21 protein-coding genes and 3 tRNA genes are annotated in these 26529 nt (G+C 62.2%); 12 read left to right on the top strand and 12 right to left on the bottom strand.

Annotation, left to right across the window (positions count from 1 at the left end):
• Nucleotides 1–6: 6 nt before the first annotated feature.
• From AB4Y85_RS12290 to htpX, 3 genes are all read right to left on the bottom strand, one after another.
• A complete protein-coding gene (locus tag AB4Y85_RS12290) occupies nt 7–1767 on the bottom strand; it encodes a heparinase II/III family protein (protein ID WP_441985188.1) in 1761 nt (586 codons plus the stop codon).
• A gap of 476 nt (nt 1768–2243) precedes the next feature.
• A complete protein-coding gene (gene rsmB, locus AB4Y85_RS12295; RefSeq protein WP_441985189.1) occupies nt 2244–3566 on the bottom strand; it encodes a 16S rRNA (cytosine(967)-C(5))-methyltransferase RsmB in 1323 nt (440 codons plus the stop codon).
• Between the two features lie 5 nt (nt 3567–3571).
• Nucleotides 3572–4504, bottom strand: coding sequence for a zinc metalloprotease HtpX (gene htpX, locus AB4Y85_RS12300; protein ID WP_441985190.1), 933 nt, complete (start codon nt 4502–4504; stop codon nt 3572–3574).
• A gap of 232 nt (nt 4505–4736) precedes the next feature.
• Here htpX and AB4Y85_RS12305 point away from each other — a divergent pair, with 232 nt between their 5' ends.
• Nucleotides 4737–4973, top strand: a complete 237-nt coding sequence (locus AB4Y85_RS12305) for a DUF1674 domain-containing protein (protein ID WP_441985191.1) — start codon at nt 4737–4739, stop codon at nt 4971–4973.
• A gap of 101 nt (nt 4974–5074) precedes the next feature.
• Nucleotides 5075–6373 (top strand): class I SAM-dependent methyltransferase, encoded by a 1299-nt coding sequence (locus AB4Y85_RS12310; RefSeq protein ID WP_441985192.1) that lies wholly within the window; start codon nt 5075–5077, stop codon nt 6371–6373.
• A gap of 33 nt (nt 6374–6406) precedes the next feature.
• Here AB4Y85_RS12310 and AB4Y85_RS12315 read toward each other — a convergent pair whose 3' ends face one another.
• The 3 genes from AB4Y85_RS12315 to acs form a co-directional block, all read right to left on the bottom strand.
• Entirely contained in the window at nt 6407–8059 is a 1653-nt protein-coding gene (locus AB4Y85_RS12315) for a DUF4166 domain-containing protein (RefSeq protein ID WP_441985193.1), read from the bottom strand.
• Nucleotides 8060–8315: 256 nt separating this feature from the next.
• A complete protein-coding gene (locus AB4Y85_RS12320) occupies nt 8316–8813 on the bottom strand; it encodes a L,D-transpeptidase (RefSeq protein WP_441985194.1) in 498 nt (165 codons plus the stop codon).
• 123 nt (nt 8814–8936) lie between these two features.
• On the bottom strand, nt 8937–10895 hold the full coding sequence (gene acs / locus AB4Y85_RS12325; RefSeq protein WP_441985195.1) for an acetate--CoA ligase: 1959 nt from the start codon (nt 10893–10895) through the stop codon (nt 8937–8939).
• Nucleotides 10896–11108: 213 nt separating this feature from the next.
• On the opposite strand from acs, the gene AB4Y85_RS12330 reads away from it, so the two are divergent.
• On the top strand, nt 11109–12551 hold the full coding sequence (locus AB4Y85_RS12330; protein WP_441985196.1) for a M10 family metallopeptidase C-terminal domain-containing protein: 1443 nt from the start codon (nt 11109–11111) through the stop codon (nt 12549–12551).
• 125 nt (nt 12552–12676) lie between these two features.
• Here AB4Y85_RS12330 and AB4Y85_RS12335 read toward each other — a convergent pair whose 3' ends face one another.
• The 4 genes from AB4Y85_RS12335 to tsaD are packed head-to-tail and all read right to left on the bottom strand — an operon-like array spanning nt 12677 to nt 15426.
• Nucleotides 12677–13090, bottom strand: a complete 414-nt coding sequence (locus tag AB4Y85_RS12335) for an EVE domain-containing protein (RefSeq protein WP_441985197.1) — start codon at nt 13088–13090, stop codon at nt 12677–12679.
• A gap of 11 nt (nt 13091–13101) precedes the next feature.
• Nucleotides 13102–14097 (bottom strand): NAD(P)H-dependent glycerol-3-phosphate dehydrogenase, encoded by a 996-nt coding sequence (locus AB4Y85_RS12340; protein ID WP_441985198.1) that lies wholly within the window; start codon nt 14095–14097, stop codon nt 13102–13104.
• Nucleotides 14098–14099: 2 nt separating this feature from the next.
• Nucleotides 14100–14369 carry a hypothetical protein gene (locus AB4Y85_RS12345; protein WP_441985199.1) on the bottom strand — a complete coding sequence of 90 codons (270 nt, stop codon included), beginning with the start codon at nt 14367–14369 and terminating at the stop codon, nt 14100–14102.
• Nucleotide 14370: 1 nt separating this feature from the next.
• Nucleotides 14371–15426 (bottom strand): tRNA (adenosine(37)-N6)-threonylcarbamoyltransferase complex transferase subunit TsaD, encoded by a 1056-nt coding sequence (gene tsaD, locus AB4Y85_RS12350; RefSeq protein WP_441985200.1) that lies wholly within the window; start codon nt 15424–15426, stop codon nt 14371–14373.
• A gap of 123 nt (nt 15427–15549) precedes the next feature.
• Here tsaD and hemC point away from each other — a divergent pair, with 123 nt between their 5' ends.
• The 9 genes from hemC to AB4Y85_RS12395 all read left to right on the top strand — a co-directional run bounded on the left by hemC (nt 15550) and on the right by AB4Y85_RS12395 (nt 23418).
• Entirely contained in the window at nt 15550–16476 is a 927-nt protein-coding gene (gene hemC, locus AB4Y85_RS12355; protein ID WP_441985201.1) for a hydroxymethylbilane synthase, read from the top strand.
• Nucleotides 16476–17171: a uroporphyrinogen-III synthase gene (locus AB4Y85_RS12360; protein ID WP_441985202.1), complete on the top strand. Its 696-nt coding sequence runs from the start codon at nt 16476–16478 to the stop codon at nt 17169–17171. Before hemC ends, AB4Y85_RS12360 begins: the two co-directional genes overlap by 1 nt.
• Before the next feature lie 185 nt (nt 17172–17356).
• Nucleotides 17357–18778, top strand: a complete 1422-nt coding sequence (locus tag AB4Y85_RS12365; RefSeq protein WP_441985203.1) for a COG4223 family protein — start codon at nt 17357–17359, stop codon at nt 18776–18778.
• A gap of 19 nt (nt 18779–18797) precedes the next feature.
• Entirely contained in the window at nt 18798–20381 is a 1584-nt protein-coding gene (locus AB4Y85_RS12370; RefSeq protein ID WP_441985204.1) for a heme biosynthesis protein HemY, read from the top strand.
• An 81-nt stretch (nt 20382–20462) separates the two neighbouring features.
• Nucleotides 20463–20538: transfer RNA gene (locus AB4Y85_RS12375), tRNA-Thr, on the top strand.
• A 65-nt stretch (nt 20539–20603) separates the two neighbouring features.
• Nucleotides 20604–20679 (top strand) — tRNA-Ala (locus AB4Y85_RS12380).
• A 32-nt stretch (nt 20680–20711) separates the two neighbouring features.
• A tRNA-Gly gene (locus AB4Y85_RS12385) sits at nt 20712–20786 on the top strand.
• A 563-nt stretch (nt 20787–21349) separates the two neighbouring features.
• Nucleotides 21350–22189, top strand: a complete 840-nt coding sequence (locus AB4Y85_RS12390) for a DUF6311 domain-containing protein (protein WP_441985205.1) — start codon at nt 21350–21352, stop codon at nt 22187–22189.
• An 11-nt stretch (nt 22190–22200) separates the two neighbouring features.
• On the top strand, nt 22201–23418 hold the full coding sequence (locus AB4Y85_RS12395; RefSeq protein ID WP_441985206.1) for a hypothetical protein: 1218 nt from the start codon (nt 22201–22203) through the stop codon (nt 23416–23418).
• A gap of 129 nt (nt 23419–23547) precedes the next feature.
• On the opposite strand, the gene AB4Y85_RS12400 is transcribed toward AB4Y85_RS12395, so the two are convergent.
• Both AB4Y85_RS12400 and AB4Y85_RS12405 read right to left on the bottom strand, forming a co-directional pair.
• Entirely contained in the window at nt 23548–24435 is an 888-nt protein-coding gene (locus AB4Y85_RS12400) for a cation diffusion facilitator family transporter (RefSeq protein ID WP_441985207.1), read from the bottom strand.
• Between the two features lie 133 nt (nt 24436–24568).
• Nucleotides 24569–26479 carry a CHASE2 domain-containing protein gene (locus tag AB4Y85_RS12405; RefSeq protein WP_441985208.1) on the bottom strand — a complete coding sequence of 637 codons (1911 nt, stop codon included), beginning with the start codon at nt 26477–26479 and terminating at the stop codon, nt 24569–24571.
• Between the last annotated feature and the right edge of the window lie 50 nt (nt 26480–26529).

The raw sequence follows: 26529 nt of genomic DNA on the forward strand, positions 1-26529 counted from the left end.
CTGCCGTCACAGCAGGTCCGGCGTCGTTTCCGCGGGCTGGCTCGGATTGTACGTGCGGGCGAGACGCTCGAAGCGCCAGCGGATCGAGGGCGTTTCGCCTGGCCGGATGATCAGTACGATCTGCTCGGTGCGACGCATGCCGTCGGGAGCGGCGAGGAACACGCTGTCCTCGACATTGGCCTCGATGGGAATGGCCGTGAACTGCCAGGCCTCCTGGTTCGGCAGGATCAGCATGACGACCCGCCCGCCCTGGGCACGGCTCGCGCGGATGCCGGGCGCCAGATGGAAGCGGATGACGGCCTCGGCACTCGCGCTGGCGGCGCCTTCGCCCCAGAACAGATCCTCGCCTTCCAGCAGGTTGCCCTTGGGAGCCAATTGCCAGCGCCGCTCGTGGATCAGGCCGAAGCGCTGGCGATAGCCGTCATGGCTGGCGCTGAGCATCTGCGCATGCTCGCGCTCGCTGCGCTCCGCCGTCACGCGCTCGGGGCCGCTGATGACGATGGGTCCGGCCCGGTTCAGCATCCAACCCGCCACGCGGTGCGTCAGCCATCCACCGCGCTCGGAGAGGAGCTGGCAGGACGAGATGTCGTTGATCGAGGCGGTCGAATGCGCCGCCGTGGAGCGCGAGGCCTGGATGATCGTGTCGCTTGCGATATAGGGCGTGCCGCAATTGACCACGATGCGCTGCGCGCCGCTGGAGAATTCGAAGGACAGGCAGCCGGCGCCCGCGTCCGTCGACAGGAAGGTCGGCGGCGGCGCTCCTACATCGGCCACCAGCAGGGTACGTCCGGCCTCCAGGCGCTCGTAGCCTGTATGAGGTGCATGCTGGATCGGGCGGCTGCGCATGTCGTCATAGGTGAGCAGCGTCGCCAGATGGTCCGCCGCCGTCACGCCCATGCCGTTGAAATGCGAGAGCGTGCCGTCGCCGTGCCGGAACAGGCGCACCATGGGCAGCATGCGGTCGATGGCGTGGAGCAGGGATTCCGGCGTATCGACTTCGCGGCTCGCGAACATCTGGCGCAAGGGAAGCAGATCGAACAGCAGATCGACGATCACGCGCGGATTGCGGCTGGCATGGCCGCCATCGGCAAGGATCTGGCGCTCCAACTCGCGGCCGAGAAGGCGGCTTGCGCGTCTTAAATTGCGGTCCAGGCCCTCGCAGCATAGGCCCGCATAGCAGAGCGCGATGGCCGCCATGAGCTGCTGGTGAGGCATCGCGCCGGAGCGCAGATGCCGCTCCAGTTCGCGCACATGCTGACCGAGAATGCGCAGGAAGCGCTGGTAGAAGGCATGGTCGGCGCCTTCCAGGATCAGCGGCGACTGGCTGATGAAGGAGATCAGGCGGCGTGCGATGATCTGCGTGCTGCAGGCCATCCGCTTGTCGCCGAGGCGCGAGGTGACGAACTCGTCGACAAGCGAGCGCGCATTGGCCTGCGCCAGGGCGGTGCCGGCGGCGCGCAGGTGGCGCAGCCATCCGAAACCGTAAAGCGCTTCGCCCCAGGCGCGGCTCGGCGGCGTGAAGGTGAAGGGGGAGCGGCCGCTCGTGGTGATGGCGCGTCCCGCGAAGGCGAAGAAGCCGGAATAGATGTCGGTGGCGATGGTCGGATCGGCGGTGCGCAGATCCTGCGGCGCGAAGAGCAATCGCGTCGGCATCGGCGTGCCGCGAAATACCTTCGACAGGCTCCAGACCGTTCCACCACGCATGGCGCGGCCTGCCTCACGAAAGGCAAGCCGATATAGACGCCAGCGATCCGGCCCGAAATCCACGCGCGGCGCTCCTCTCAAAACAGTTGAATCCGCACCAGCATAAAGAGCGAGTTCCTGCTGACTGGTTAACAACGCGTAAGCGCAGGTTGTTTTGGCCGATTTCAACAGGGGAGGGTGTTGATTGTGCGGGGTTGGTGGGGAAGCAGTGCCTATGTTCCCTCCCCCTTGCGGGGAGGGCCAGGGTGGGGGTGGTACGACTGGGTGAGCGCTAGAACCAGTCCGCTCCCGCGTCATCACCGGCCCTGTGCCGGGGATCCCGATGTCTTGAAACGCCGCGCTTTTCGGATCGGGATGGCCGGCACAAGCCCGACCATGACATTGTAGGACTGTTGTGCTGTCTGGATGGCGCGAAGCGCTTTGACTTTGCGACCCCCACCCTCAATCCCTCCTCGCGAGGCAGAGGCAAGACCGTGCCACATCCTGCCAACGATCCCGGATCTGCGCTACGCGCCATCCGGGATGACGGCGTTTGGGGATCACCCAGCCTTCACGAACCGCGCGATGAAGAACCCGTCCAATCCGCTGCGCTCATGCTCGGGTGAAACGAGGTGGCAGGGCAGGGTGCGCACGTCGCCGGCCGGCGTGATGCATTCGGAGAATCCACCGATCTCGTCGGCGCCGATGGGCTGGCGGGCGAATTCGGGATGACGGGCAAGGAACGCCTCTGCCTGCCGCTCGCCCTCGTCGGCCTCCAGGGAGCATGTGCAATAGACCATGCGGCCGCCGGGCTTGAGCAGCCCTGCCGCCTTGTCGAGCAGGCGTGTCTGAAGCCCTGCGAGCTTGCGGATATCCTCCTCGCTCTTGGTCCAGGCCACATCGGGGTGACGGCGGATGGTGCCGGTGGCGGAGCACGGCGCATCGAGCAGGATGGCGTCGAAGGGTTCGGCATCGAGCTTTTCCGCATCGATGGCGCGGGTCTCGACCGTCAGCTGCAGGCGAGCGAGGTTTTCCTCCAGCCGCTTCAGGCGCTTGGGCGAACGGTCGACCGCGAGCACGTTGGCCCCGGCGGCGGCGAGCTGCGCCGTCTTGCCGCCCGGTGCCGCGCAGAGATCGGCGATGCGCTCGCCTGCTTTCGGATTGAGCAGGCGCGCGGGCAGGGAGGCCGCGGCATCCTGCACCCACCATGCGCCTTCCTCGAAGCCCGGCAGATCGCGGATCGCGGTGCGCTCGACGAGGCGGATGCTGCCGTTGGACAGGAGAACGCCGCCCAGGCGCTCGGCCCAGCTCGGCGCATCGCTTTTCACGGTGAGATCGACCGAGGCCATAGAGCGGTGCGATTCGGCAATCTTCCTGGCGAGGTCTTCGCCATATTGCGCCACCCAGCGCTCTTCGAGCCAAGTGGGCGTATCGAGCCAGGAATCCTGCTCGGAATCCTGCCCCGCCAGGATCATGTCGCGCTCGCGGGCCACGCGCCGCAGCACCGCGTTGATGAAGCCGCCCGCGTGGCCGAGCTTCGCGTCGTTCTGCGCCAGTTGCACCGTGCTGTCGACGGCGGCATGGTCCGGCACGTCGAGGAAGAGGATCTGCGCGGCGCCGGTGGAGAGAAGATGCAGCAGGCGCTCGTCCTTCGGCTGCCGGTTGAGCCGCTCGTTGAGGGCGCGCCCCAGCGTGCCGAGGCGGCGGAAGGTGACGATGGCGATGGCCCGGGCCAGGGCCTCGTCACGGGCGGAGAGGTTCTCGGCAGGCGCCAGCTCCTCCAGCACGTCGTCGAGCGGGACGCGCCGCTTCGTGGCCTCCGATACCGCCATCCAGGCGAGGCGGCGGGCTCCCAGGCCCGCTTGGTCTTCAGTTTGGCTCAAAATATTTAACCCCAGGGTCCACGACGGGGCGGCTGGCCCCACGGACTTGATGAAGACTGGGCGACAAAGCCTGGTTGCGGTGTCGCCCGCGTCGTTGCCCCCATCTCTTGCGCCAAAGCGCTCAAGGCCGCAATCCGGTTTTCGGTCGCCGGGTGCGTGGAGAACAAATTGTCCATCCCCTGGCCGGAGAGCGGATTGATGATGAAAAGCGGCGCAGTGGCCGGGTGACGCTCCGCATCCATGTTGGGCACATGGGCGACCCCGCCGGCGATCTTCGCAAGCGCCGAGGCCAATGAGAGCGGCTGGCCGCAGATCTCGGCGCCCATCTTGTCGGCGTCGTATTCCCGCGAGCGGCTGATCGCCATCTGGATGATCATGGCGGCGAGCGGCGCAATGAGGGCGGTGGCGATCATGACGATGGGGTTCGGCCGATCATTGCCGCGTCCGCCGAACAGGAAGCCGAACTGGGCCAAGGTGGCGATGGCGCCCGCGACCGTGGCGCTCACCGTCATGATGAGCGTGTCGCGGTTCTTGATATGCGCGAGCTCATGCGCCATCACCCCCGCCACCTCGCCAGGGGTGAGCATGTTGAGCAGGCCCGTCGTGGCCGCAACAGCCGAGTTCTCAGGGTTGCGCCCGGTGGCGAAGGCATTGGGCTGCGGATTCTCGATGATATAGACGCGCGGCATCGGGAGATTGGCGTTCCGCGCCAGGTCGCCCACCATATGGACCAGATCGGGCGCGCTCCTCTCGTCCACCTCGATGGCGTGATGGGCTGCAAGCGCCAGCCGGTCGGAGTTCCAATAGGCGTAGAGGTTGGTCGCAAGGCCGAGGCCGAGCGCGATCATCATGCCGGTCGCGCCGCCGAGCATGTAGCCGACAACGCCGAACAGAGCCATGAGGGCCGCCAGCAGCATTCCGGTCTTGACGGTGTTCATCGGGGTCTCCACCTCATCGGTACTCGAGAAAATATCCGTTGGATCTTCATGTGGGAACGGCCTGGCTCTCCCCCAAGGGGTGGCGCTCTTCCAGGGGGAGCCTCAGAGTATCGTGCGCAAAAGTGGCCCCGGTTTTGCGCATGAACGATACTCTGATTCAAAGAGACAGCATCGGACCAAAAAGTGCAAATCCACTTTTTGGTCCGATGCTGTAATATGTTAAGGCCATCGCATGAGCACGAACGAGAATCCCGATCCGATCCAGGGAGCCTCCCTTGAAGGGGCTGCTCCTGGAAAAACTCTCTCTCCCGCAGCACAGAGGGCGCTTGAAGAGGCGGCCGAGCGCCGTATCGCCATCGATGCCCGCGCGGCGGAGATCGCCAGGCAAAAGGAACACCAGGGCCGCGGCGGGCTGGAGCCTGTGCGCTACGAGGACTGGGAAGTGAAGGGCATCGCCAGCGACTTTTAGGTTATTGTATCGCCTGAGGTGGATTGTGTCCCGGCCAAGCCACGCTTACTGTCCTTCGCCAAAGAACCAGGGGCAAAAAACCAAGGGCTTGGGTCAGGGTAATGAACGGGGCGGCGAGGCTGACGATTTTCCGGAGCCTTCTGGAGGATGCGCACAAGGCGCTCGATCTCCAGTTCGGTTTCGAATTGTGGGACGGCTCCACCGTTCCCGCCGATCTGCCTTCCTATGCCATGCGCCTCGTGATCCGCCACGAGAATGTGGTGGCGAGCCTGCTTCGCCGGCCCAATCTCGATACCGCGCTCAATGCCTATGTGGCGGGCCTGCTCGATCTCAAGAACGGCACCATCTTCGACCTCGCAGCCCAGCGTCCGCAGAAGATCGGCCGGCGCCTGAAGGGGGTCAGCAAGCTCAAGGCGCTGAAGGTCGCCTACCATTTTCTGCGCGCGCCCGCCAACATGCCGCGTCCTCTCACGAAGGTCCAGGACGACCCGAAGGCGCGGGAGGGAAAACCGCAGACCAACAAGAAGAACGTCGCCTATCATTACGACGTATCGAACGATTTCTACCGGCTCTTCCTCGATCCGGAGATGGTCTATACCTGCGCCTACTTCCAGCCGGAATGGCACGACGATCTGGGGCGCGCGCAAGTCGACAAGCTCGACATGATCTGCCGTAAGCTGCGGCTCAAACCGGGTGAGCGCTTCCTCGATATCGGCTGCGGCTGGGGCGCTCTAGTCTGCCATGCCGCGCAGCATTACGGCGTGAAGGCGACGGGCGTGACGCTCGCCGAGGAGCAGGCGAAGCTCGCCCGCGAGAAGGTGGCGCGCTTAGGCTTGCAGGACCGTGTCGAGATCATCGTGAAGGATTTCACGCAGATGGACGGCGAGTTCGACAAGATCTCCTCCATCGGCATGTTCGAGCATGTGGGCATCAAGAACCATCCCACCTATTTTCGCTCCGTGCACCGCCTGCTGCGTCCGCGCGGCCTTTACCTGCATCATACCATCGCGCGGCGCGCCAAGCGCAGCGACAAGGCCTTCCGCAAGCTCAAGCCCGAATACAAGGCGCTCACCCGCTACATCTTCCCGGGCGGCGAGCTCGATCACTTAGGCATGTCCATCGCCAATCTCGAACGCCACGGTTTCGAAGTGCATGACGTGGAGGGGTGGCGTGAGCATTACCAGCGCACCACGCGCCTGTGGTGGGAAAACCTCAACGCCCGCCGCAAGGAAGCCGAAGCGCTTGTCGGCCCCGGCAAGACCCGCATGTGGCTTCTCTATCTCGCCGGCTGCTCGCTCGCCTTCGAGCGCGCGGCGGTGGGCGTGAACCAGACGCTCGCCTCGAAACGCACCCGAGGCCCCGCATGCCTGCCGCCGTCGCGGGCGGATCTGTATCGGTAGAGCGTAAGCGGCTCCCGCTTTTGCGCTCAATCCTCAGACAGGCATCGCCCAGCCGCGATAGCGGACGATCTGGCCAACCCATGGCAGGCTGATCGCCACATCGAAACGGTAGCGGCCCTTGTCATCCACGAAAGCGCGTGCCGGTGCCTTGGGCGCCAATCGGGTGGGAAGTCTGAAGGAGCCTAAGCCCCATCCAACAATGGTCAGCTCGAAGCCGGTGCGAAGCGGCGTCAGCTCAAGCTCGAAGCGGAAGGGGCCGAAACGCTCGAAGACGCGGCGGGGCGCTGAGGCGGGGCGGAGCACGCTGCGGAAGCCCCTGCCGCCGAAACGACGCGTCCAGATTTCCCGGTTGCCCTGCCGCTCAAAGGTGATGTCGGCCTCCGTATCCGGCGTCGTGCCGGGAAAGGCGAAGAGCTTTGCGATGAGCTTTCCGGCCCAATGCCGGGCGCCTTCGATGGCGGCGCGGCCCTTAAGGTGCAGGGGTTGCCCGCCATGCACGTGACGGACCAGGGGAGGAAGACGCGCAATGTCCGGCCCCAAGGCCTTCTCGAACAGGCTCCCCGCCTCCGGCCAACTCACCGCGCGACGGACCTTGATCTTGAAGCGGGGGAACTCGCTTTCGATGGCGCTGAGCGTAAGAACCGCGCCTGCTTGGTCGGCGCCCCGTGCCGTGATGCTTCCCTGAAGCAGACCGCGAATGAGCGCAAGCGCCGGCAGCACCGGAATGTTCGGCCCGTCTCCCGCTTCCGCCACCAGCGACCAGGCGGCTTTCGCGGGCCTGCCCTCATGATCGCGGCCCGACACCTCTACGCTCATACCGCCGCGATCCGTGCCGAAGCGTTCGAACCGGGACGCAATCTTGTGCAGCGGGCGGGCATAGGGCCTGAGCGAGGAGACGAGGCCGCCCCTAACGAGCAGGGTCAGAAGCCACAGGCCCAGATGCAGAACCGGCAATTCGAGGCCGGCGCGGAACAGAACCGTATCGGCGGTCGGGTAGCGGGTGGGCAGAAGGTCGAGATCGGGCGTCTCGCATAAAGAGAGCCATCGCCGCCCGAGCCCCGGCATGTCCCTGCGGGTCAGGGCGCCCCAGCCCGGCAGCTTGGTCCAGCCGCCATGGAAGAGCACGCGAAGAGGCTGGCCCGCATAAGCGAGAATGGCTTCCACCACCGAGAGGCCGCGCGGCGCGCGGTTGCCGGGGGAAATCGCAATGTTGATCTCGGTGATGTCCTGCCAACCTGCTGTCAGATCCGCGACCACGGCGCCGGAGAGGGCCGGCGTCGAGCTTGCACCCGTGACGGCGAGGATGTCGGCCTCGCGGGCCAAGGCATCGAAAGCCCCGAAGCGCGCCACGAAATCGCGGGCGTCGGCCAGATCGACATAATGGCAGCCTACAGTCATAGCCGCTCGGGCAAGGGCAGGCTCGGCGTTCTGGAACGGCCCCGCCGCATCGACCACGCAGAAGGGTTTGAGCACGTGAAGAATGTCGAGCGCCGCATCCCGGTCGATGGCGATGGCGCCAATTCTGTCGGCGCCGTAACGCTGCTGCAGGGCCTGAATTTCACTCTCGTGACGCTGCGGATCGCGTCCGCCGATCACGACGGTGGCTTCCGTCGTGGCGAGCAGTCCTTCGACGAGCCTTTTCCCGAAGCTTCCCATGCCGCCGATGACGAGGACGAGCGGCATCATGGCGGCGTCGTCCCGCTGGCGCCATCACTCGCGATCCCTCCAGTCAGGGTCAGGTGACCCGACAAACCGGGGGCGGGCTGCCGCCTCCAGGTCTGACGATATGGCGAGAAACAATATTTCATGTCTCGCCATGTAACAAAAGCTCTCCCGAAGGTTAAGAGGTTAGAGTCATTTCGCGGTGCTAAAGCAGCTTATTCTTGGATCACCGCGCTTTCTGGATTGAGAATCGGATCCACTTCGCCCAAAGCCGCTCCCGCTACCGCTCCACCACGACGCGGGTGCCGACGCTCACCTGATCGTAAAGATCGACAATGTCCTCGTTGAGCATGCGGATGCAGCCGTAGGATGCATAAGTGCCGATGGAGCCTGGGCGGTTGGTACCGTGGATGGCGTATTCATCGAGGTTGAGGGTGAGAGCCCGCGCGCCCATCGGGTTATTCGGGGCGCCGCCCGGAATCACGTTCGGCAGCCGGGGATTGTCCCGCTTCACCTCGGCCGGCGGGGCCCAGGCGGGCCGCACATATTTGCCGTCGATCTGCGCCTCGCCGAACCATTGCTTACCGGGCTTACCCACCGCCACGCGATAGCGCGTCGCCGTGCCGTCACCGCGCACATAGTAAAGCTGCCGCTCACCCGTCTTGATGACGATGGTGCCCGGCGAAACACGCGTCTCGAACGGCACGATCTCGCGGGCTGAAGCGCCTGAGGCGGCAAGGATGAAGGCGGCCAAGGCAGTGGCAGCGCGCGCAAACATGTCTGAACCCTCCTGCTGAACAGCGTGAGGGTGAGACGCGAAGGAAACGGCTGAGGTTCCGAAAACAGGAAAAGTGTCATCCCGGATCGGTTCGCGCCGTCCGGGATGACGCCTTGTAAATGATCAGGCCGCCTGCGTGCGCTTATTCTGGCGGTTGGTGATGAGGTCGTCGACCACGGTGGGGTCGGCAAGCGTCGAGGTGTCGCCGAGCGAGCCGAACTCGTCCTCGGCGATCTTGCGCAGGATGCGGCGCATGATTTTTCCGGAGCGGGTCTTCGGCAGGCTTGGCGCGAACTGGATCAGGTCCGGCGAGGCGATGGGGCCGATTTCCTTGCGCACCCAGGTCACCAGCTCCTTGCGCAGGTCCTCGGTGGGTTCCTCGCCCGCCATCAGGGTCACATAGGCGTAGATGCCCTGGCCCTTGATGTCGTGCGGATAGCCGACGACAGCCGCTTCCGACACCTTCGGATGGGCCACGAGCGCGGATTCCACTTCCGCCGTGCCCATGCGGTGGCCGGAGACGTTGATCACGTCGTCCACGCGGCCGGTGATCCAGTAATAGCCGTCAGCATCCCGCCTGCAGCCGTCGCCGGTGAAGTACTTGCCGGGATAGGTGGAGAAATAGGTCTGCACGAAGCGCTCATGGTCGCCATAGACCGTGCGCATCTGGCCCGGCCATGAATCGGCGATCACGAGATTGCCTTCCGCAGCACCGTCCAGAACCTTGCCGTCCGCATCCACGATCTCAGGCTTCACGCCGAAGAAGGGCCGCGTGGCCGAGCCGGGCTTGAGCTTCGTCGCGCCGGGAAGCGGCGTGATGAGAATGCCGCCGGTTTCCGTCTGCCACCAGGTGTCCACGATGGGGCAGCGGTTGTCGCCGACGACGCGATAGTACCATTCCCAGGCTTCAGGGTTGATTGGCTCGCCGACCGAGCCCAGCAGGCGCAGGGACTTGCGCGAGGTCTTCTTCACCGGCTCCTCGCCCGCCTGCATGAGCGAGCGGATCGCGGTCGGCGCGGTGTAGAAGATGTTCACGTTGTGCTTGTCGATCACCTCCCAGAAGCGGGAGATCGACGGATAGGTGGGCACGCCTTCGAACATGAGCGTGGTCGCGCCATTGCTGAGCGGTCCGTAGAGAATGTAGGAATGGCCGGTGACCCAGCCCACATCGGCGGTGCACCAGTAGATGTCGCCGTCGTGGTAGTCGAACACGTATTCATGCGTCATCGCCGCATAGACGAGATAGCCGCCGGTGGTGTGCAGCACGCCCTTTGGCGTCCCCGTCGAGCCCGACGTGTAGAGGATGAACAGCGGATCTTCCGCGTTCATCTCCTCATAGGGGCAATCGTCTGAGACCATCGCAGCCGCCTCGTCGTAATAGACGTCGCGGCCCGGCAGCATGTCGACGGCGCCGCCCGTGCGGCGCACCACGAGCACGTGATCGACCACACCGGGGCCGACGCGCTCGAGCGCCGCGTCCACATTGACCTTCAGCGGAACCTTGCGCCCGCCGCGCAGGCCTTCATCGGCCGTGATGATGAAGGCGGATTTGGCGTCCTGAATGCGGCTTGCTAGCGAATCCGGCGAGAAGCCGCCGAAGACCACGGAATGGATGGCCCCTAACCGCGCGCAGGCCAGCATCGCATAGGCCGCCTCCGGGATCATCGGCATGTAGATCGTGACGCGGTCGCCCTTCTCGACGCCGCGATTACGCATGATGTTGGCCATGCGGCAGACTTCGGCGTGAAGCTCGCGATAGGTGATCTTCTTGGATTCGGACGGGTCGTCTCCCTCCCAGATGATCGCCACCTGGTCGCCGCGGGTGTGGAGATGCCGGTCGATGCAGTTATAGGCGGCATTGGTGGTGCCGTCCTCGAACCAGCGGATCGACACGTCGCCGGGGCCGAAATTGGTGTTCTTGACCCGGGTCGGCGCGTTGAACCAATGAATTCGCTTGGCTTCCTCGGCCCAGAAAGCTTCCGGATCCTTCACAGAGGCCGCGTACTTCGCGCGATAGCCGGCATCGTCCAGATAGGCGCGATGGGTCCATTCCGACGGCACGTCGTAGATCTTCTCTTCCATGACCGCTTCTCCCGGGCTCATTGTACGCGGATATTTAGATCTAGGTTTATGAAAAGAGAGAGGGCTTGAGCAAGCGGGGTAGGGCTCGCACTTTGGTCGTTGCTACTTTGGAGAGTGAAGTGTCACCCAACAAGATTATATTGATATATCGATTCATTGATTTTATTAGTGGTTGCGAGAAGTGGTGGTTCTACACTTTATAAGGTAATAATTATGGCAACCAGAGTAGTCACAGTTGATCAGCTCAATGGAGGTGAATTCGTAGGGGGTGGGAGTGATACGCTTTATCTTAGCGGCACCCGATATGAGATATTTGATCTTACTAAGGCAACTTTCAGCGGCTACATAAAAATAGCTACTGATGCGCCGTTCGATATTAGAATGTCTAGCTCTCAGTTCGATGGCATATCAGCATTCGAAGGAACTACAAATAATTCAATAACTATTATTGGTAATAATGTAAATCTTAGAGGAAAGACATTTAAAGATATTTGGGGCATACATGCTGGTGACGGAGCCACATATCATTCTGACAGCATTAATGTAATTTATTACATAAACGCATACTATAATACTAATGATACATTTAAATTTTATGGAACTCTATCTGCATCAGATAGAAGTAAGATTCATAATCAGGGTTTCGATATTGTTTCAGATGATACAGGGACAATAACGAAAAATAATGCTCCCACTATCAATAATCTAGATGGGGAGAAGCAAGTTGTTCTCCCTGGGCAAATCGTATCTTTGGATGCTGGCGGCGATGCAATCATATCTGATGATATGGGTACTATTGCTCGCATCGACGTATATGTCGACGATTGGTTAGATTATGTCAGAGTCAAAACTGACGATAGATTAAGTTTTTCAAAGAGTGAGTATTATGGTTTCGATTTGATTTTCGATGGCGTAAAAATCGGTTCGTATTCCAAAGAAGGAGCATATATTGGACAATATGCAAGCTTCTATTTCAATGAAAACACAAGTGGTGAAATTGTTCATTATGTCCTTCACCACCTTGAATATGTAAGGTCTGCAAACACTCGAAACGATAAAGCTGTTAAAATAGATTTCATTGATAGAGGCGGACTAAAGGTTACAGCGAATATAGTGATGAAAGGGGTCGATGGCCCAAGTCGTAACCCTAGCGTCCCACTGGACAATCCACCTATAGGAGGTGGAGAACAGCCATTCAACGACGTCATTGGTGGCAAGGGCAAAGATATTTTGGCTGGGACCTCTGGCAAGGACAAGCTCAATGGTCTGTCCGGCAACGACATTCTGACGGGCGGTGCAGGCACAGACGTGTTCGTATTCAATACGATACTAGGCAAGGGCACTAACAAGGAAAATCTCAACAAGAAAGTAAACTACGACACCATCACTGACTTCAAGCCCGGGGAAGACAAGATCTGGCTTGACAACAAGATCTTCAAGAAGCTCGACGCAAAGGGGTCTGAGTACGCTCCGGCCAGTCTGAACAAGAAGTTCTTCAAGCTCGGTAAAGCCAAGGACAAAGACGATTATCTCACCTACAAAAACGGCGTGGTCTATTACGACGCCGACGGTAAGGACACGAAGTTCAAAGCGGTCGAGATCATCAAGATCGCGAACAAAGCTGCTCTTTCCGCTGCAGATTTCTTGATTATCTAGTCGGCATTATCAACGCATCAGGGACAGCTGATACTGGCTGTCCCTGATGCGCGGTAAAAGCAAGGAGTCTTAGATGGGCGATCCCGGCAATGCTGGGATCATCTGGATCTGGCTTTCAATGCGTATCAAAGCCCACCCATCTTGCACACGATGGCCCATTCCTCGTCCGTCACCGGTTGCACCGACAGGCGTGAATTGTTGACGAGGATCATCTTCTCAAGCCCGGGCTGCTTCTTGATCTCGTCGAGGGTCACCGGACGCTTGAACGGCTTCACGGCCTTTACATCCACCATGCCGAACTTGCCCGATTCATCCGTGTGGTCGGGGTAGTATTCCTTGATCACCTCGACGATGCCGACGACGGCCTTGCCTTCGTTCGAGTGGTAGAAGAAACCCTGCTCGCCCTTTTTCATCGCCATCAGATTCTGCTTGGCGACATGGTTGCGCACGCCGTTCCAATGAGTGCCCTTCGCGCCTGCTTCGACTTGGCTATCCCAGGACCAGACGGAGGGTTCGGACTTGTAGAGCCACTTGGCCATCTTCTTCAAACTCAGTGTTCGGATTTTATGGGACGATTCATGAGAGCATCGACGGCCTGATCGAGAGACCATGCGCCGCTGAGAACCTGCTCGACCGCTTCCGCAATCGGCATGTCGATGTTTTTCGCTTTCGCCAATGCCACGAGAGCGCTGGCGGTCGTGGCGCCCTCCACCAGCTTGCCGAGGGCTGCCTCTTCCACGCTCATGCCCTGGCCGAGTCTTTGCCCGAAGGCGAAGTTGCGGGAATGGGCGGAGGAGCAGGTGAGCACCAGATCGCCGAGGCCCGAAAGACCCATCAGCGTTTCCGCCTCGCCGCCATAAGCGCGGGCAAAGCGCAGGAGTTCGGCAAAGCCGCGCGCGATGAGGGCCGCCTTCGCGCTCTCGCCGAGGCCGCGCCCCACGACTGCGCCGCAGGCAATCGCCAGCACGTTCTTCGCCGCGCCGCCGATCTCGACGCCGCGCACATCCGTGCGGTGATAGACGCGAAGCGTCGGGCCGGAGAGCGCATTCGCCAAAGTATCGGCCAACGCCGCATCGCGGCAGGCGAGCGTCACGGCGGTCGGCAATCCGCGCGCCACATCGTCGGCGAAACTTGGGCCGGACAGGACTGCGACCGGGGAATTGGCGCGCACCTGTTGCACGACATCCGACAGGAAGACCTTCGCCTCGCGCTCGATTCCTTTCGCGCAGAGAACGAGAGGCGTTTCCGGCGGCAGGATGAGCGACAAAGCCGCCGTCAACCCACGCGTGGTCTGGGCCGGCGTCACCAGCAGAACGGCGCGGCAGGAGGCCAAGTCGGTCACATCCGAGGTCGGGCGAATGCGGTCGTGCAGCTTCACGCCCGGCAGGAAACGCTCGTTGCTGCGCGACGCGCTCAAGTCCGCAGCCTGCTCAGATGAGCGCATCCACAGCACGACGTCGTTGCCCGCAATCGCCGCCGCATTGGCAAGCGCCGTTCCCCAAGCGCCGGCTCCTGCAATGCCTATGGGTTGAGCTTGCGTATCCATGGTCAGGAGATGTCGCTTTGGCTTTTATGGGAGTTGAACAGGTTTCGCATCAGCATGAATCCCACCAAACCACCCAGAAATAGGCCGAATACAGCGCCGTTGAAGGTGAAGATGATGGCGTAGACATCGTATTGCGTGCCTTCGGCGGATGAGAGGCCCATCCCAAAGAAAAGGAAGAACAGCGCTTCTCCAAAGAAGACGCCTGTCAATGTGCCAAGGACCGCGCCGAAGCAGATCCCCAGCCATCGAAGAAGCATCCTGCCGGCCATCATGTCAGGCCTTCGCTCCCACAGCCTGACTGCTGGTGTCGAGCGGCCAGCGGGCGCGGGCGGGGGCATTGATGTCGTCGATGAGGCCGAGGCGCATGCGCTCGAGGCCCGCCCAAGCGATCATCGCGCCGTTATCACCGCACAGCGAGGTCGGCGGGGCGACGAGCTTGAGGCCGGTTTCCACCGCGAGCCGCTGGAGCGCCTGACGCATGCCCTGGTTGGCGGCGACACCGCCCGCCACCACGAGCGCGGTCGGATGGCCCGCGATGTCGCGGAAATGGCGCAGGCCCACGCGGGTGCGGTCCACCACCACATCCACGATGGCGGCCTGGAAGCTGGCGCAGAGATCGGCGATGTCGGTCTGCGTGATCGGCGCGATCTTCTCCGCCTCGATGCGCACGGCGGTCTTGAGGCCGGAGAGGGAGAAATTCGGTTCCTTGCGGCCCTGCATGGGCCGGGGCAGGGCGAAGCGCTCGGGGTTCCCTTTCAGGGCCTCGCGCTCCACATGCGGGCCGCCGGGATAGCCGAGGCCCAGCATCTTCGCGACCTTGTCGAAGGCCTCGCCGATGGCATCGTCGATGGTGGTGCCGATGCGCACGTAATCGCCGACGCCCTTCACCGCCACGAGCTGCGTGTGGCCGCCGGAGGCGAGGAGCAGAAGGTAGGGGAATCCGATGCCGTCGGTGAGCCGCGCGGTCAGCGCATGGGCTTCGAGATGGTTCACCGCCATCAGGGGCTTGCGGGTCACGAGCGCCATGGCCTTGGCCGTGGTCAAACCCACCAGCACGCCGCCGATGAGGCCGGGCCCTGCGGCGACGGCGATGCCGTCGATATCTTTTACGGAACAGTTCGCGTTCTTGAGCGCACGGACGATGAGGCGATCGAGCACCTCCACATGGGCGCGGGCCGCGATCTCGGGCACGACGCCGCCATAGGCCGCGTGCTCGGCAATCTGGCTCAGCACCTCGTTGGAGAGGATTTCGCCGCGTCCGTCGAAGCCGACGCCCACCACGGCAGCCGCGGTTTCGTCGCAGGTGGTCTCGATGCCTAGGATGCGCATGGTTTAAGGTGCCGCTGTTTTACGTAATCATTCGGGCTTTCGGCCCGTCCGTCATCACCCTATAGTCCGCCGCGCCGCACAAGATCAAACGCGGATATGGACTAGTAGGAGTACGGAACGGGAATGGCCTCTCAATCGACCCTGGTCATCGGCACGCGCGGCAGCCCCCTGGCGCTGGCGCAGGCCCATGAGACGCAAGACAGGCTGGTGGCCGCCCATGGCTGGCATGTGGAGAGCCTGCCCCTGTCGATCATCAAGACCACGGGCGACGCCATCCAGGACCGGCCTCTCTCGGAAGCGGGCGGCAAGGGCCTCTTCACGAAGGAACTCGACATCGCCCTGCTCGAAGGCGCCATCGATCTCGCCGTTCATTCCGCCAAGGACCTGCCGACGACCCTGCCGGAAGGTATCGTGATCGCGGGCTTCCTGCCGCGCGAGGATGTGCGCGACGCTTTCATCAGCCAACGCTACAAGAGCATTGCTGATCTGCCGCCCGGCGCGGTGGTGGGCTCCGCGTCGCTGCGCCGTCAGGCACAGATCCGCCGCCTGCGGCCCGATCTTCAGGTGACCTTGTTGCGCGGCAACGTGCAGACGCGCCTCGGCAAGCTCGAACGGGGCGAGGTGGATGCGACGCTGCTCGCCATGGCGGGCCTGCGTCGGCTCGGCCTGACCGATCATGTGACGACGGTGCTCGATACGGATGATTTCCTCCCTGCCGTCGGCCAGGGCGCTATCGCCGTTGCGATCCGCGCCGAGGACGAGCGGGTGAAGGCGGCGCTTGCCCTGATCCTCGATGCCGCGACGGGCCATGCCCTTGCCGCCGAGCGGGCATTCCTCACCATTCTCGACGGCTCCTGCCGCACGCCCATCGCGGGCCATGCGCGCCTCATCGGCGGCGAGTTGGAAATTCGCGGTCTCGTGCTGCGTCCCGATGGCTCCGAGAGCCTGGAGGCCGTGCGGCGCGGTTCGTCCGAGGATGCCGTGATGCTCGGGCGTGAGGCCGGAACCGAGCTTCGCACCCGCATGCCCGCCGGTTTCCTCAAAACCTGATGCGCATTCTCGTCACACGCTCTCCCGAGGATGCCGAGCGGACGGCGGTAAGGCTCGCCGCTCTCGGTCACGAGGCGCTCATCGCCCCGGTAACGCGGATCGTGCCGACCGGCGATCCCGCGCCCTCCGATACGCATGATGCCCTCATCGTCACCAGCGGCCATTCGGTGGACGCGCTGGCATCCATGGACAAGAGCCGCCTCGTCTTCGTGGTAGGCGAGCGCACGGCTGAGGTCGTGCGCGGAGCCGGCTTCACGTCCATCGTCGTGGGGGAGGGCGACGCGGTGTCCCTCTCGCGTCTGATTCGGGAAAGACTGGAACCTAAGCAAACTCTCCTGCATGTCACCGGGCGTCATCATAAGGAGGAACCGGCCACATCCCTGACGGCTGCGGGCTACCGGGTTCTTTCCTGGGAGGTTTATGAGGCGAGGGTCGTGGACCGGCTTCCGGATGAGGCTGTCGAAGCCTTGCGGTCTGGCAATATCGGGGCGGCGCTCCATTATTCCAGAAGGAGCGCGGATCTGCTGATCCGGCTGGCTGAAGAGGCGGGCCTGGCATCGGCGCTCACGGCCTGTACCCATCTCTGCCTGTCCGCGGATGTGGCGGCCGCCTTCGACGGGGTGCGGGCTCCGCTTCTCGTGGCCCGGGAGCCGTCCGAGGATGCGCTTCTCGGATTGCTCCAGGGCCTCCCGTGACCCCTGTCACCGCTTCGTTTACGATGGCGGGGATAGGGATCTTTGCCCCCTGGAAAGGATCGTGGTCCGATGCACCCTTGCTCTTTCCGATTCCGGTTTTCGTCAGGGAACGAAACCCCGCGCTCAAGCTTGCCTCAATTGCATCCCACTCTGACCCGTCAAGATTGCCTCACGAAGAGTGAACAGTGACCGATTCATCCGATCCGAAAGCCCCGAAATCCTCCCGCAAGAAGCACACGCGGGAGCCCGCCACCATCGACCTGAAGGCGACCGTTCTCGATAACGGCGCCAAAGAGGCCGATGTGACGAAGGACGACGCGCAGGACAATTTGCAGGACAATCCTTGGCAGAACGTGCGGCCCGAGGAGACGATCATTACCGAGCCCGACACGGCAACGAGCGCCGCGCCCGAGGATGCGGTGGCCTCGTCAGAGGTGAGCCTCGATTCGGGTGCGGGAACTGATTCGATTCCACCCGAAGGTGCGGAATCCGAAACCGCTTCCCGCGACGATCGTTTCGAGACCCTTCCGCCTCAGGCTCCCGTCCCTGAACGACGCAACTCCGCGGCGGCCCTGATCGGCTCTGGCGTGCTCGGCGGCCTCATCGGCGCTGGCCTCGTCTATGGCCTCCAGGTCTGGCAGCAGCCCACGACAGTTCAGGACGACCCGCGCCTCGCTCAGCTGGAGCAGCGCGTGAGCGCCTTGGGCCAGGGCGGCGGCAACGGCCAGCCGGTCAATCTCCAGCCCATCGAGGGCCGCCTTCAAGCGCTCGAATCGGCGAGGGGGCCTATCGACCAGCGCATCCAGCAAATTCAGGGAACCGCCGAGGGCGCTGCCTCGCGGGCGGAGGAAGCGCTTAACCGGCCTCAGGCCGCGCCCGCGCCGCAGAACGAAGCGGCGGTGACCGATCTGTCGGATCGTCTGGCCGCTCTCGAAAACCAATTGCGGACCGAAGCACAGAGCGCGGCCGGCGCGGTCAGTTCTGTGCAAGGTAATGTCCAGTCTCTCGACCAGCGTGTGGGTGAGCAGGATCAGCGTCTTGCCGCGTTGTCCCAGCAGGTTACCGAGAACAGCAAGGGCGTGGAGAATGCGAGCCAGAGCAGTGTCCGCGTCGTTCTCTCAGAGCGTCTCGGCGATGCGCTCCGCAGGGGCACGCCTTATGCGGATCTTCTCGATGCGCTGAAGAAGAACGGCGCCAGTGCGGAGCGCCTCGCAGCGCTGGAGCCCTTCGCGCAAAACGGTGCGCCGACCGCAACCGATCTGCTGAACCGCTACGAGCCTCTGGAGGCCGCCATCCTGCGCGATGAGCGCTCGGCTTCCGGCGAATGGTCGGACCGTCTGCTGCGCATGATGGACAAGGTGGTTACCGTGCGGCCCGTGAACGAACCGGGCGCCACCGGCGTTCCCGCAACGCTCGCCCGCATCCGGCAGGCGCTGGCGCAGGGCGACATGGGGGGCGCTGCGGCGGCATGGAATTCCCTGCCCGAGCCGGCGCGGCGCATGTCCGAGGAGTGGGGGAAGCAGGTGACGGCTCTCGCGGGAGCCCAGCAGGCCTCCCGTGAACTCTCCGCCGAATCTCTCGCCGCCCTCAACCGTTCGACGCAGTAAAAGTAAGGATCAGCCCAGAATGTGGCGCGCTCTCGTATTCATCGGTCTTCTCTGCGTCGCGGCTTTCGGCGCCGTGTGGCTCGCGGATCGGCCGGGCACGGTTCTGATCACTTTCGCGGGCTATGAGGTGCAGACCTCCATGGCCGTGGGCGTGATTGCCCTGGTGGGCCTGGCCCTCGCGCTGGCGGTCCTCTGGTCGGCGGTGAGCGCCATTCTGTACCTGCCATCCCGCCTGACCTTCGCGTCGCGCGCCCGCCGCCGCTCGCGCGGTTATCAGGCCGTGTCTCGGGGCATGGTGGCCGTTGGCGCGGGCGATACCATCGCGGCCCGCCGCTACGCCAACGAGGCCGAGCGGCTTCTGGGCAAGGAGCCCCTGACGCTTCTCCTGAAAGCGCAGGCGGCTCAGATTTCCGGCAACCGCGCCGCCGCGGAGGCCGCCTTCACGCAGATGATGGATGAGGACGAGACGCGGGTGCTCGGCCTGCGCGGCCTCTTCGTGGAAGCCCGCCGCCGGGGCGATGCCGGTGCCGCGCGCGAATTTGCCAGCGAGGCCGTACGCCTCGCGCCTGCCGCCGCCTGGGCAAGCGATGCGGTGCTGGAAGCGCGCTGCGCCGAACGCGACTGGCGCGGCGCCCTCGAGGGCATCGAGCGGCGCACCTCGCTCGGCCTTCTCGACAAGCGCACCGCCAAGCGCCACCGCGCCGTGCTGCTGACGGCGGATTCCCTCGATCGCGTGGAGCGCGATCCCGATGGCGCACTCAGAAGTGCCATGGATGCGGTGAAGCTCGCGCCCGATCTGGAGCCCGCCGCCGCCCTTGCCGGACGTCTGCTCTCACGAAAGGGCGACCTGCGCAAAGCCGCCAAGGTGGTGGAAGCCGCCTGGCGCAGCGTGCCGCATCCCGATCTCGCGGAGGTCTATCTCAATCTGCGTCCCGGTGATTCGGGCCTCGACCGCCTGAAGCGCGCCGAGACCCTGTTCAAGCTCTCAGGGGGAGCGCCGGAAGGCCGCCTTGCGGTCGCCCGCTCGGCCCTCGAAGCTCGTGAGTTCGAACGCGCCCGCGATGCTCTCGATCCGCTTCTGGCGGATCGCCCGACCATGCGGGTCTGCCTCATCATGTCGGATCTCGAACAGGCCGAGCATGGGGCAACCGGCAAGGGCCGGGAATGGCTTGCCCGTGCCACCCGTGCGCCGCGCGATCCGGCCTGGATCGCCGATGGCGTCGTCTCGGATCAATGGGCGCCGATCTCGCCCGTCACGGGCCGCCTCGACGCCTTCGTGTGGGAGGCCCCGCCCGACGTGCTGGTGGCACCCGAACTCGCCATAAGCGACGACGTGACCGGCGACTTGGACGACGAACCGAGGGCGCTGCAGATCTCCGAACCGGAAGAACCCGCACCTGTCGTCGCGAGCCCCGTGCCGGAACCGGTCCCGCTTGAGCCCGAGCCCGTAAAGGCTGCGGAGACGCCTGCTCACGAGACTCCGAAGGACGAGGTCCCGCTGCCCCGGCCCGAACCGGTGATCTTCCCCGTCACCCCGCCGGACGTGCCCCGGCCCGAGGACGAGACGCCGCCGGCGAGGCGCAGCGCTTTTTCCATCTGGTAGGCCGATTTCCCGCATCCGGCGCCTTGCCAAGCGTGAGGTGAGAGGGTATGAGGTCGCCCTCTTCGATCGCATGATCGGAACGCCGCAATAGCTCAGCTGGTAGAGCACCTCATTCGTAATGAGGGGGTCGGGGGTTCGAATCCCTCTTGCGGCACCATCTCCCATCTTCGTGGCGCAGCGGCCTTCGGGCTCCTTTGCCGTTGAGTTGGGAAGGCATGGAATGGGGCCATAGCTCAGCTGGGAGAGCGCTTGCATGGCATGCAAGAGGTCGGCGGTTCGATCCCGCCTGGCTCCACCATCCATCCTGTTGGGAAAGAGACTACGGAGCGTGCGGGTGTAGCTCAGGGGTAGAGCACAACCTTGCCAAGGTTGGGGTCGAGGGTTCGAATCCCTTCGCCCGCTCCATTTCCAAACAAGCCGCCTTCGGGCGGCTTTTTGTTTTTCAGCCCTTCACGCGCAGTAGTGCATCATCCCTGACCGTATGCACGACAATGTGTCAGCATCCCTTGCGGAGGCCGCGAGACTTAAGCCGTGAAACGACTGGCGCTCACGTTGGTCAAGGCGATATGTTTATCCTCAACAGCCTAGCGGTAAATAAGAGCGAGAGGGCAAAAAGGCAGCTCACGCTTGCGGTGCCTGTTCCCTGTCACCTCCGATCCTGACCTCAATCTAATCGAGAAAGCTTTCTCGAAGCTCGAACGGTCGACTCTCTCTGGTGGGCCATAGATGACATCTGCAGCCTGTTCGATTATCAGTTATATTGTAACTCTGAAGATGTCTCCGGATCCGCACACACGTAAGGTCCAATGTTCCAGGCCTTAATGTGAGGGAGCAATAGGGACACCAGTCTTCGTAAAAATGTCTTGCCTTTGAGGCATGAGCCTATGGTTTCGCAGACGCAAATCAACCCAGACTCTCGCAAGTTCGATACTAGTCTTCGGTGGACATATGGAGCCCTTGCAATAGCAATGGGACTCTCATTCTCATTCCTTCTTTTTCCAGCCGATATGCTACTTAATCGATGGGCATGGTGGGGCGGGGTAACCGGCGACAACGCCACTGGCGTGATCGGATCACTATATCTTGCCCAGGATCAATGGAACTGGCCGATCACCCTGACTCGGCTCTTCAACCCGCCGGAAGGCGTAAACATTGTCTTCACGGACCCTATCCCTATAGGCGCACTCATTGGGAAGATCATCTTCCAACTCACAGGCATACTGCCTGTTCATATGGGCAGTTGGATTCTCCTGTCCTATGGCCTGCAATCGTTCATCGCTTGGCTGATATTTCGCCAGATCGGGCTGAGCCCCATCGTTGCTCTCGCAGCTGCGGCGTTGATCCTGCTCACGCCCGCTTTCATTGGACGGATTGCCCATATCGGACTGGTGGCTCATTTCCTCATACTCGCGACCATCCTTTTCTATCTTCGCAGTGTTTCCATTGCAGATAAAAGCGAGATGTACCTTGGCGCTGCCGCAGTCGGCTCCTTCGTCTTGGTGAATCCATATCTGTTGGCGATGTCCGCGACAATTTTCATCGCCGGCATATTTGAAGCCGCAGCCCGCAGTCGAATCCGCTGGCACGAGGCAGCCGGCGTGATCGCGTCAATGGCGACTGTTGTAAGCGCGCTAGCATTGGCTCTTGGCATTATCGGCCAAGGAGGAAGTCTCCCGTCAGCGGGAGGGTTCGGCTATTATTCCATGAACCTTCTTTCGCCGATAACACCCCAAATGAGCTCATTTCCCGGATTTCAGTCTTACATCTTGGACAAGACCGGGGGCAGTATGAAGGATTTAACTACTTAGGCGCTGGAAGCTTGATCCTCGTAGCAGGAGCGCTGGCTTTTCGGCTCTCTGCGATCCGCGCAATCATCCTAAAAAATCGGGTTCTTGTCGCAGCTCTTTTGGGACTGATCCTTTATGCCGTATCCAGCAAGGTCTATTTGGGCAACTGGTTTATGGTGAACTTGAGGTATGAAAAAAACGACATTCTGAAAGAGTTCACCCGCGTATTCCGATCGAGCGGGCGATTCTTCTGGCCGGTTGGATATATAATTGTCATCGGTACAATAGCTGTACTTGTCAGAGGACTGCGGCAGCGGCATGCAATGTGCCTGATCTTGGTAGCTGTAGGGATACAGGCGTTTGACATCGCGCCGTTGATGAGAAGAGTCGCCAACGCAGCTATTCCGCGAGACGCTATCGATATTGAGATGTGGACCGAAGCCGCTAGGGCCTATGATGGGTTCACTATCTATCCCACGTACCATTGCACCCTCCCACACCAGCGAGATAAAATCTTGCAGCTTCAGTTGGTTGCCGCTCGCGCTGGTATTCCTTCTAACGGGGCTTACACGAATCGAGCGCAAACGGATTGTCCTGGCGCACGGATACGAATTATCGACAATCTCTTTGCAGAGGCTGTGTCACCAAACTCATTGGTCATAGCTTTAAAAGATTCCGTGCCTCTACAGGCGCTGCAAGGGAAAGCTAAGGATGGACTCACGTGTCGTGAGGGGCGCTTCGCCTTTGTCTGTGGTCTCCAAGACAAGACAAACAACGCCGCCTTTATAGCCTTGGGGCCCGAGTTCAAGATGCCCAAGACCCCTCTTGGAAAGAAACTTTCGGTTCAAGAAAGGGGAAAAGGTTTTCGCTTTCTCGGCTACGGTTGGTCAGAGAGCGTGGGTCTATCACGGTGGGCGACAGGGCCCGTGACCTCAATCTACATCCATCCCAGCTCGCCCATTTGCGGGACATTTGTGTTCGAGGCGATGGTTACACCGTTCACTTCCGAGGACTATAGGGTCCAGACAGCAAAAGTAATTCTTAACGGCAAAGACTCTGGACGAATTGATCTCAGCCACGCGAGCAAGCAAGTAGTGCGAAGCGCTATCCCCCTCGAAGGGCAGTGTCTCAAGGAGGCAATATTGGAGCTTCATTTTGAAGGGCTTCGATCACCCCGAGAGTTAGGGCTGAGCTGGGACACCCGGAAGTTATCATGGCAGTTTGACTGGTTTTCAGTCGGAGGATCTTAACCGAGTAACGCATGTATCCCGAGAGTTTGAGTTGATATTGCTGGGCATGTGTACCCACGTGCCCTCATTCGGGACTGTCAGTCAGTGAACGATGTGTGATGATCGGATATCCAAAGTTCGGCGCGAACTTTACAAAACCACGATGCCCGCGTGTTTCGCCTTGTTGTCCGGCTCCACGTGGATCGTGATGAGTGCGTCCTCGATATCGTCCTTGAGAGCCCGCTCCAGGCGGTCGCAGATATCGTGCGCGTCGGTGACGCTCATGGCGCCGGGCACCACGAGGTGGAAATCGATGAATGTCATCTTGCCGGCATGGCGGGTGCGCAGGTCATGGGCCTCGATGGCGCCTGCCGCATTGCTGGAAATGATGTCGCGAACCCGCGAGAGGGTGGATTCCGGCAGCGCTTCGTCCATGAGACCGCCGATGCTCTCCTTGATCAGGCCCCAGCCCGACCAGAGGATGTTGACGGCGACGAAAGCCGCGAGCACCGAATCGAGCCAGACCCAGCCGGTGACCGGCACCAGGAGCAGGCCGATCAGCACGCCGACCGAGGTGAACACATCGGTGAGGAGGTGACGGCCATCCGCCACGATGGCGGGTGAGCGCAGGCGGCGGCCATGGCGGATCAGCATCCATGACCAGAAGGCATTGATGACGGTCGCGACGGCATTGATGGCGAGGCCCAATGCAGGCGCATCGATCATCCGAGGCGTGAAGAAGCCGAAATACGCCTCGCGCAGAATCATCAGCGCCGCGACGATGATCAGAACGCCTTCGAGAACGGCGGAGAAATATTCCACCTTGTGGTGGCCGTAAGGGTGGTTGGCATCCGCCGGCGTGGCGCTCAAGCGCACGGCCATGAAGGCCGCGATCGCGGTCACCACATTGATGATGCTCTCCAGCGCATCCGAATAAAGCGCGATGCTGCCCGTGAGGTAATAGGCGACGTATTTCAGCGCAAAGACCACCGCCCCGATGAGGATGCTGCCGATGGCGAGTTTTTGGATCCGGCTCATGGCGTCACGCAAAATATCGGGTGGTCTGGAATAAGCGAAGCGCCCTTATAGTGACTGCTGAGTGAAGCGCAAGCCTCTCATTTTACTTGCAAATCGCTTGCAAAATCAGCTGTTGGGGGAAATGGCGGAACGGCTATTCCTTCGTATCCGTCAATTTGGTTTTCAGCTTGCCGTAATAGCCGGACAGCTGCGGCGCGAGGGCCCGGCACTGCTCGACGAGCGCGAGTGCGTCCTGTGTGTCGCCCGCGCGCATGGTCTTTAGAAGTTCAGGGTGAAGGCGCATGAGATCGGCAACCGAAGAATCCATGCCCTTGAGTGGCGCAACGACGGTGTAGATCGCCGATTGCGTGGCGCGGCCGCGAACGGCGATGCGGTCGAGTTCGATCAGGGCGTAATGATCGCGAACGGCATCCGCGGTGGCGGGGCCGAGGATGAGCGCGACGCCATATTCCTTCGACAGACTCTCGAGACGAGAAGCGAGATTCACCGTGTCGCCGAGCACGGAATAATCATAGCGCCAGCGGGATCCCACATTGCCGACCACGCAATCGCCCGTGTTGATGCCGACGCCGATGGCGAAGGACGGCGCGTTCTCGCCTTCTTCCTTGCGAAGCACAACATTGAGCGCGGCCACTGCGTCCAGCATGCGCATGGAAGCATGCACGGCGCGCACAGGATGATCGGGGCTCGGCAGCGGCGCATTCCAGAAGGCCATGACGCAATCGCCGATATATTTGTCGATAGTGCCGCCTTCCCTGAGCACAGCCTCCGAGAGCGGATCGAGCAGGCGGTTGATGAGGCTCGTCAGACGCTCCGGCTCGTCTTTCAGCTTTTCCGAGAGCGTGGTGAAGCCGCGCACGTCGCAGAAGAGGATCGAGAGGTTGCGCCGCTCGCCGCCGAGTTTCAGCGCGCTCGGATCGCGCGCGAGCTGCGCCACGAGGTCGGGCGAGAGATAGCGCGAGAAGGCCTCCGACACCGCATGGCGCAGATGCCGCTCGCGGGCGTAATCCAGCCCGAACCTCGTGCCGAACACGGCGAGCGCCGCCGCGATCGGCAGGGCAGGCGGCGCCCAGACACGCTCGATGCGCAAGAGCAGCCAGGCCTCGATGAAGAAGAATGCCACGATGAAAACCGCCGCGAGGCCAGTTTTCCACGACACGCGCCGCGTCGACAGGGCGGCGGCGAGAAACGCTGCGGCGGCGATCAGGAACACGACCGCGATGCGCGGCACAGGTGTCACGTAAAGGCGGTTCTTCAGATTGTCGAGAATGGTGGCCTGCACTTCCACGCCTGCCGTCAGGTTGCCCGTAGTGAGCGTATAGGCGGTGGGAAAAGTATCGGGCGCGCCCGCATTGGCGGAGGTGGCAGCCTTCAGGCTCAAGCCGACCAAGACGATCTTGTCCTTGAAGCGGTCGGGCTGGAGAAATTCCTGCGGGTCAAGGGCTTGGTAATAGGAGACGGTAGGATAGGTCCGCGACGGACCGAAATGCTGGATCAGCGCGCCTTCTGGCGGCGGTTGAACCGGTGTGCCCGCAAGGCGCAGGATTTCTGATGCGAAACTGTCGGGTTGAGACGGCATGCGCCGCAGATAAATGTCGCCGTCGGGATCGACAGACGCCACGCCCGGCACCGCGCCCGCATCGAGGAACGGGTCGATGGGGTTGACGCGGGTGATCTGGATGCCCTGGTCGAGCTGCGTCGTCACATCGTCGGAGGCCAGCACGATGTCGGGCCCGAGCGATTCCGCGAAGCGCTTGTCGGCGTTGTTGCTCGACGGCTCGGAAAAGATGATGTCGAAAGCGATCACCTTCGCGCCGGCTTTTCGCAGGCTCTCGATGAGCTGCGCATGCATCTCCCGCGACCAGGGCCAGCGCTGTCCGATCTCGGAGAAGGAGGGCTCGTCGATGGCGACGACCTCCGCGCCGAACTGCGACGGGCGCGGCGGTGCGATGACGGAAAGGATGTCGAAGAGCTTCGCTTCAATCAGGTTGAAGGGTTTGAAGAAGGTAAGCGGCATCAGCAACGCCGCGATCAGTCCCGCCATGGCGAAATGCCGCCACAGCGGCTCGCCGTTGCGGGACGTCGATGCAGGTT

The sequence above is a fragment of the Microvirga sp. 2YAF29 genome (assembly GCF_052114605.1).
Taxonomy (GTDB): domain Bacteria; phylum Pseudomonadota; class Alphaproteobacteria; order Rhizobiales; family Beijerinckiaceae; genus Microvirga.